This is a genomic window from Shewanella sp. 11B5, assembly GCF_002836795.1.
Taxonomy (GTDB): domain Bacteria; phylum Pseudomonadota; class Gammaproteobacteria; order Enterobacterales; family Shewanellaceae; genus Shewanella; species Shewanella frigidimarina.
The window spans coordinates 1-6,775 of the sequence record NZ_PJAP01000328.1 but is presented as its reverse complement, the minus strand read 5'-3'; the positions used below and the strand labels follow the sequence as shown (position 1 = coordinate 6,775).

Below are 6,775 nucleotides of genomic sequence, written 5' to 3'. Positions count from 1 at the left end.
TGCGCATGCACCTTGATGCGGGTAATCAGGTACTGCTATTTCTAAACCGCCGCGGATTTGCTCCGGCCTTGCTTTGTCATGAATGCGGCCATTTACATGAGTGCGATCGTTGTGATGCTTTTTTTACCGTCCATCAAGGCTTAAACGAGATTTGTTGCCATCACTGCGGCAATCAATACGCTATCCCGCGCCAATGCCATCAATGTGGTAGCACCATGCTAATGGGCCACGGTTTGGGTACTGAACAACTAGAACAAGAATTGATTAAACTGTTTCCCAAATACCCGGTTGTCCGCATTGACCGAGACACCACCAGACGTAAAGGCTCCCTTGAACAACAGCTCAAAGGGATTTACATGGGTAAATATAAAATTTTGGTCGGCACCCAAATGCTCGCCAAAGGACATCATTTTCCCGATGTCACTCTTGTTGGCTTATTGGACGTCGATGGCGCATTGTTCAGCGCAGACTTTCGCGCACCAGAACGTTTTGGGCAGCTATACACTCAAGTTTCAGGTCGTGCTGGCCGTGCAGACAAACCCGGTAAAGTACTACTGCAAACCCATCAAAGTGATAACCCCATTTTACGTGATCTGTTAAAACGCGGTTATGGCGAGTTTGCTCGCAGCCAGCTAAAAGAGCGCCAACAAGCATTATTACCACCCGCATGGCACATGGTGCTAATTCGTGCAGAAGCACATTTAGCCGAAGATGCTGATGCTTTTCTAGCGCGTACTAGCGAGCTACTACCACAAGACAAAGACTTTGAAATTATTGGCCCAATTCCGGCGCCGCTAGATCGTAAAGCAGGAAAATACCGACGCCAATTAATACTGCAAGCTAAAAGTCGTCAGCGCTTGCAAACCGAATTCGAACGCGTATTAGCACTCATTGAACAAATACCTGAAAGTAAGCGATGCCGTTGGAGCATCGATCGAGATCCGCAGGATTTGATGTAAAGCTGCATTTTTACTAAGTCAACGGACCCTATATCTGTCATAAACTTCGCTTAGGTTGATAATCAGCATAAAAAAACCAATATTTCCGTTAAAGCAGATAGCAATCACCCCCCATAAACGGCTAAAATATGCGGTTCCGTCATGTCATTCATTTAACGAATTAGTGCAAGCAAACGCCCATGAAATCACATATTGAATCTTTACTAGAACAAACCATCGAATCCTTCAAACAGCAAGGAATTGTGCCGGCTGATTTTCAAGCTCGCATTCAGGTCGATCGCACTAAAGATAAAAGTCATGGTGACTTAGCGACTAACCTTGCAATGATGCTGACCAAAGTAGCTAAAAAGAACCCACGCGAATTAGCACAGCTAATTATTGATACCTTGCCAGCATCATCTTATGTGGCCAAAGTAGAAATTGCCGGTCCGGGTTTTATTAACTTTTTCATTGATGACAATGCATTAGCTAATCAACTACAACAAGCGCTGACCAGCGACCATTTAGGGGTGGCTTTACCGACTAAGCAAACCATCGTTGTCGACTATTCTTCGCCAAACTTAGCCAAAGAAATGCACGTAGGCCACTTACGCTCAACCATCATTGGTGACAGCGTCGTGCGCGCACTCGAGTATTTAGGCCATAACGTCATTCGCCAAAACCACGTCGGCGATTGGGGCACTCAGTTTGGTATGCTACTGGCGTTAATGGAAGAGTTACGCGCAGCCAATGGCGAACAAGCCAAAATGGAATTGTCTGACTTAGAAAGTTTTTATCGTGCGGCTAAAGTACGTTTTGATGAGTCTACTGAATTTGCTACTCGTGCCCGTCAACTTGTCGTCGCATTACAATCAGGTGATGAATACTGCAATAAGCTATGGCGCGAATTTAACGACATCTCTTTAAGCCATTGTCATGATGTATATAAGCGTTTAGGCGTTAGCTTAACCCGCGCAGATGTTCACGGCGAAAGTGCCTACAATGCCGACTTAGCCCAAGTAGTTAAAGATTTAGACGCCCAAGGCCTGTTAAGCGAAAGCAATGGCGCTAAAGTGGTATTCCAAGAAGCATTTCGTAATAAAGAAGGCGAGCCTTTACCGGTTATTATTCAAAAAGCAGATGGTGGCTATTTATACGCAACCTCAGATTTAGCGGCTATGCGTTACCGCTCAAACGTACTAAAAGCCGACCGCGCCATGTACTTTGTCGATTTACGTCAAGCGCTGCACTTCCAACAAGTGTTTAGCCTTGCCAAACTCGCTAAATTTGTTCGCCCTGAAATGTCGTTAGAGCACACTGGCTTTGGCACCATGAATGGTGAAGATGGTCGTCCATTTAAAACCCGTTCAGGCGGAGTGGTTAAATTAGTTGATTTGCTGGATGAAGCCGATGTTCGCGCACTTGAGCTGGTTCGCAGTAAAAACCCAGATATGGATGAAGCAACCCTCACTGAAATTGCTCGCGTAGTGGGTATCAGCTCAGTTAAGTATGCCGATCTGTCCAAGAACCGTACCAGTGATTATATTTTTAGTTTTGAGCAAATGCTTAGTTTTGAAGGTAATACAGCACCTTATCTACTATATGCCTACACCCGAGTAGCCGGTATTTTTAAACGTGCAACGGATATTGATCTTAGCCAAGCTAAGATTGTGCTTGAGCATGAAAAAGAAAAAGACTTAGGTACTAAACTGGCGCAATTTGGTGAAGTGTTAACTCGCATGACAGACAAAGGCTTGCCGCATGTATTATGTGGTTACCTTTATGAACTAGCGAGTGAGTTTTCGAGTTTCTATGAAGCTTGCCCAGTGCTTGCTGCCGAAACTGAAGCGCAAAAGCAAAGCCGTTTATTGCTTGCACAATTAACCGCTAAAACCTTAAAAACGGGCTTGTCGCTGCTTGGCATTGAAACCCTAGAGCGGATGTAATCATGAGTCGTGACTACGCAAATCGCAAACCTCGTGCGGGCGCTAAAGCCCGTGCGCCACAACGAAAAAAAGCACCTAAACGCTCTTTTCCTTACTTGGCTGTTTTTGTGATACTCACCTTAGTCATAGGTTTTGGTTATTTCTTATGGTCCATTAATGGCAGCTCCGACTCATCCGTCGTATCAGAGCCAGCTCAACAACCCAAAAAGAAAACGGTATCAACCGCGACGGTAGAAGCACCAAAAAAAGTGATCAAGAAAGATCCTAATGCACTACCACCTAAGCCACAGGAAGAATGGACTTATCTGGAAGAGCTTGAAAACAAGCAAGTTGAAATAGACTTGCCGCAAACTGGCGTAGTGTCTAGTGGCATTTATCAAATGCAATGTGGATCGTTTAGGCAAGAGTCGCAAGCAAATGAAATGAAGGCCAGAATTGCCTTCCAAGGTGCAGAGGCACAAGTGCGTCGCAGCGAAGGTACCAATGGCGTATGGTATCGCGTGGTATTAGGACCTTATCCTAACAAGCGCGATGCTGAACATAATCGTCATAAGATGCAGAACGCAGGTTTAAATGGCTGCTTGATTTGGTTGTGGGAATAACACTGCTGGTCTGATATTGCTGTATAAATCACTTTAGCCCTGTTCTCTGTAACAGGGCTTTTTGTTATCCATCGCTTGATATCTGTCATTTTGTCCCCATATCCATTTTATCAATCAACAATTGCATTCACCCTAATGACCCGTTGATGTATTAGTGAAGAGGATTTACCGTGACTACTATCGTATCCGTACGCCGTAATAATCAAGTTGTCATCGCTGGTGATGGCCAAGTGTCTCTAGGCAATACCGTGATGAAAGGTAATGCACGTAAAGTGCGCCGCCTATACCACAATAAAGTATTAGCCGGTTTTGCTGGCGGTACTGCCGATGCATTTACTCTTTTTGAGCGTTTTGAAGCCAAGCTCGAAATGCATCAAGGCCATTTATTAAAATCTGCCGTAGAGCTTGCCAAAGATTGGCGTAGCGACAAAATGCTGCGTAAGCTCGAAGCTATGTTGGTTGTGGCTGATACTGAATCATCATTAATTATTACCGGTAATGGCGACGTCGTTCAACCGGAATATGACTTAATTGCGATTGGTTCTGGCGGAAACTATGCTCATGCATCAGCCTTAGCATTACTGCAAAATACTGAGTTAAGCGCGGAAGAAATAGCAGAAAAATCACTGACGATTGCAGGCGATATTTGCGTATTCACCAACCAATTCAAAACTATCGAAAAGTTAGACTACTAATTCGAGCGTTAATAAAGGAACAGTTATGTCTGAAATGACTCCACGTGAAATTGTTCACGAACTAGATGCACATATCATTGGCCAACAAAATGCCAAACGCTCAGTAGCCGTTGCATTGCGAAACCGCTGGCGCCGGATGCAACTTGAGCCAGAACTTCGCCATGAAGTGACTCCAAAAAATATTTTAATGATTGGCCCTACCGGCGTTGGTAAAACTGAAATCGCCCGTCGTTTAGCTAAATTGGCTAACGCCCCCTTTATCAAAGTTGAAGCGACCAAATTTACCGAAGTAGGTTATGTCGGTAAAGAAGTGGAACAAATCATCCGTGATTTAACCGACTCAGCAGTGAAAATGACTCGCGAACAGCAAATGAAAAAATGCCGTCATCGCGCCGAAGAAATGGCCGAAGAACGTATTTTAGATGCGTTATTGCCTAAGCCAAAAGATGACTGGGATACCGACCAAAAAGATGACTCGACTACCCGTCAGGTTTTCCGTAAAAAGCTGCGCGAAGGTCAATTAGACGACAAAGAAATTGAAATAGATGTTGCTGCGCCTCAAGTTGGTGTTGAAATCATGGCCCCTCCAGGCATGGAAGAAATGACCAATCAGTTACAAGGCTTATTTCAAAATCTTGGCCAAAGCACCTCTAAACGTAAAAAGCTTAAAATCAAAGATGCTTACAAGCAGTTGGTTGAAGATGAAGCGGCAAAGCTAGTCAATCAAGAAGACTTAAAAGAACAAGCCATCGAGCTGGTTGAGCAAAATGGTATTGTGTTTTTAGACGAAATCGACAAAATTTGTAAGCGCGGTGAAAGCTCAGGTCCCGATGTATCGCGTGAAGGAGTGCAACGTGACTTACTGCCATTAGTCGAAGGCTGCACAGTTTCCACTAAACACGGCATGGTTAAAACCGACCACATTTTGTTTATTGCTTCTGGTGCATTCCAGATGTCTAAACCGTCTGATCTAATTCCAGAGCTTCAAGGCCGTTTACCTATTCGTGTTGAATTAGACGCCCTTACCGCAGCTGATTTTAAACGCATTCTAACAGAGCCATTTGCCTCACTTACTGAGCAACATGTCGCCCTAATGAACACCGAAGGCGTCACTATCGAATTTACAGAGTCAGGTATTGAACGCATTGCAGAAGCGGCATGGCAAGTGAATGAGCGCACCGAAAACATTGGTGCACGTCGTTTACATACCGTGATGGAAAAATTGATGGAAGAGATTTCATACGATGCTTCTGAAAAGTCAGGTTCTAAATTTGTCATTGACGCTGAATATGTCAATGATCACCTTGATACCTTGGTACAAGATGAAGATTTAAGCCGCTTTATTTTATAACCATTATTTGAATCAAGCGCCCTCCCATTTGATTATTATTGATGGGAGGTCTCGTGACTTTTTGGTTTATGAATAAACATCACGAATGCAGGTTACAACAATAGGATTAACAGCAAAATCGCGTATGATGATAATCTGCGATTTAGCGTTAATCCTTTTTTTTATAGGTATTCCCATGACCCAATCAACGCCTACCGTCACCGGCATTAAACTTAAACGCCAATCTAAGTTACTCGAAGTGACATTTGATAATGACCAAACTTACAACATCAGTTGTGAAATGCTCCGAGTCTTCTCACCATCGGCTGAAGTACAACGTCATGGCGACCCAATATTGGTTACCCATAAGAAAGCCGTAAACATTAAAGCGCTCGAACCTGTTGGTCATTATGCAGTAAAAATCACCTTTGATGATGGTCATGATACCGGCTTGTATTCTTGGCAGGTGCTACATAACTTGTGCAGTAATCAAACTGAATTATGGCAACAGTATTTAGCCAGATTGCGTGCAGAGAAAGGCTCACGAGAACCACTGATTTCGATGAATATTAAGTATTCATGATTACGGTACGTTTTAACGATAGTCGTTAATTTCAATACTATATTTGCATAACTTTACTCATCGCGATCAGCAATTGACATTCAAACGATTATGCTTAGTTATAGTCTTCACTCGTACCGAGGTGTGTATGAAACAGTCAATTCAATTTCCTGTCATTAAAGTGTTATTAGTCGGATTCGCTATTATCAGTTTAAGTGCTTGTGCCCCACGTGCTCATCATGGACACGCAAAAGCGCCTACTAATAAAAAGACGGTAACTAAAGTGGTCGTTGTTAAACCCGCGGCATATCGCGCCGTTAATGTTAATAACGTTCATCAAAAGGATGTTGTCATCATTCGCAAACGTTAAATGACTCTAATACAAATGCCAGCGATTTTGCTGGCATTTTTGAATGATGGGTATGGTTAATTATCGATGAATATTTAATATTCATTCTTTTTAACAATGGCCTGCGGCCACTAACGTCGTGGCGCTTCGCCCACACCGGATTTTTCAAACTTCGTTTGAATTAAGATCGCAAGGTTCCACCCTGCACCGGCCAAAAGGGGATCAACAGCAATCCCCTCTTGGATCACCCCTGCCGTTCCGGCAACATTTTCGCTTTTTAACCAAGCAACAGCAGCGAAAAAATTGCGACGGAAATTTATCCAGCTTTTGACTTCATTTTCGTGTTCTTCGGC

Annotated in this window: 8 protein-coding genes; 7 read left to right on the top strand and 1 reads right to left on the bottom strand. The window is 43.6% G+C overall.

Annotated features, from left to right (window positions below; all coding sequences use genetic code 11):
- From priA to CXF78_RS06810, 7 genes are all read left to right on the top strand, one after another.
- A partial coding sequence (priA, locus tag CXF78_RS06840) for a replication restart helicase PriA (protein WP_102036350.1) occupies positions 1-959 on the top strand: 959 nt, incomplete at its 5' end.
- Between the two features lie 179 nt (positions 960-1,138).
- Positions 1,139-2,884 carry an arginine--tRNA ligase gene (gene argS, locus CXF78_RS06835; protein WP_011639177.1) on the top strand — a complete coding sequence of 582 codons (1,746 nt, stop codon included), beginning with the start codon at positions 1,139-1,141 and terminating at the stop codon, positions 2,882-2,884.
- Positions 2,885-2,886: 2 nt separating this feature from the next.
- Entirely contained in the window at positions 2,887-3,486 is a 600-nt protein-coding gene (locus CXF78_RS06830) for an SPOR domain-containing protein (RefSeq protein WP_011639178.1), read from the top strand.
- A gap of 170 nt (positions 3,487-3,656) precedes the next feature.
- Positions 3,657-4,181 carry an ATP-dependent protease subunit HslV gene (gene hslV, locus CXF78_RS06825; RefSeq protein ID WP_011639179.1) on the top strand — a complete coding sequence of 175 codons (525 nt, stop codon included), beginning with the start codon at positions 3,657-3,659 and terminating at the stop codon, positions 4,179-4,181.
- A gap of 25 nt (positions 4,182-4,206) precedes the next feature.
- Entirely contained in the window at positions 4,207-5,532 is a 1,326-nt protein-coding gene (gene hslU / locus CXF78_RS06820; protein WP_011639180.1) for an HslU--HslV peptidase ATPase subunit, read from the top strand.
- 175 nt (positions 5,533-5,707) lie between these two features.
- The gene (locus CXF78_RS06815) at positions 5,708-6,094 is read left to right on the top strand and encodes a gamma-butyrobetaine hydroxylase family protein (RefSeq protein WP_011639181.1); all 387 of its coding nucleotides are present in this window, start codon (positions 5,708-5,710) and stop codon (positions 6,092-6,094) included.
- 127 nt (positions 6,095-6,221) lie between these two features.
- Positions 6,222-6,443 carry a hypothetical protein gene (locus CXF78_RS06810; RefSeq protein WP_102036349.1) on the top strand — a complete coding sequence of 74 codons (222 nt, stop codon included), beginning with the start codon at positions 6,222-6,224 and terminating at the stop codon, positions 6,441-6,443.
- Between the two features lie 110 nt (positions 6,444-6,553).
- Here CXF78_RS06810 and CXF78_RS21405 read toward each other — a convergent pair.
- The coding region (locus CXF78_RS21405; RefSeq protein ID WP_180957075.1) for a hypothetical protein at positions 6,554-6,775 on the bottom strand (222 nt) is incomplete at its 5' end.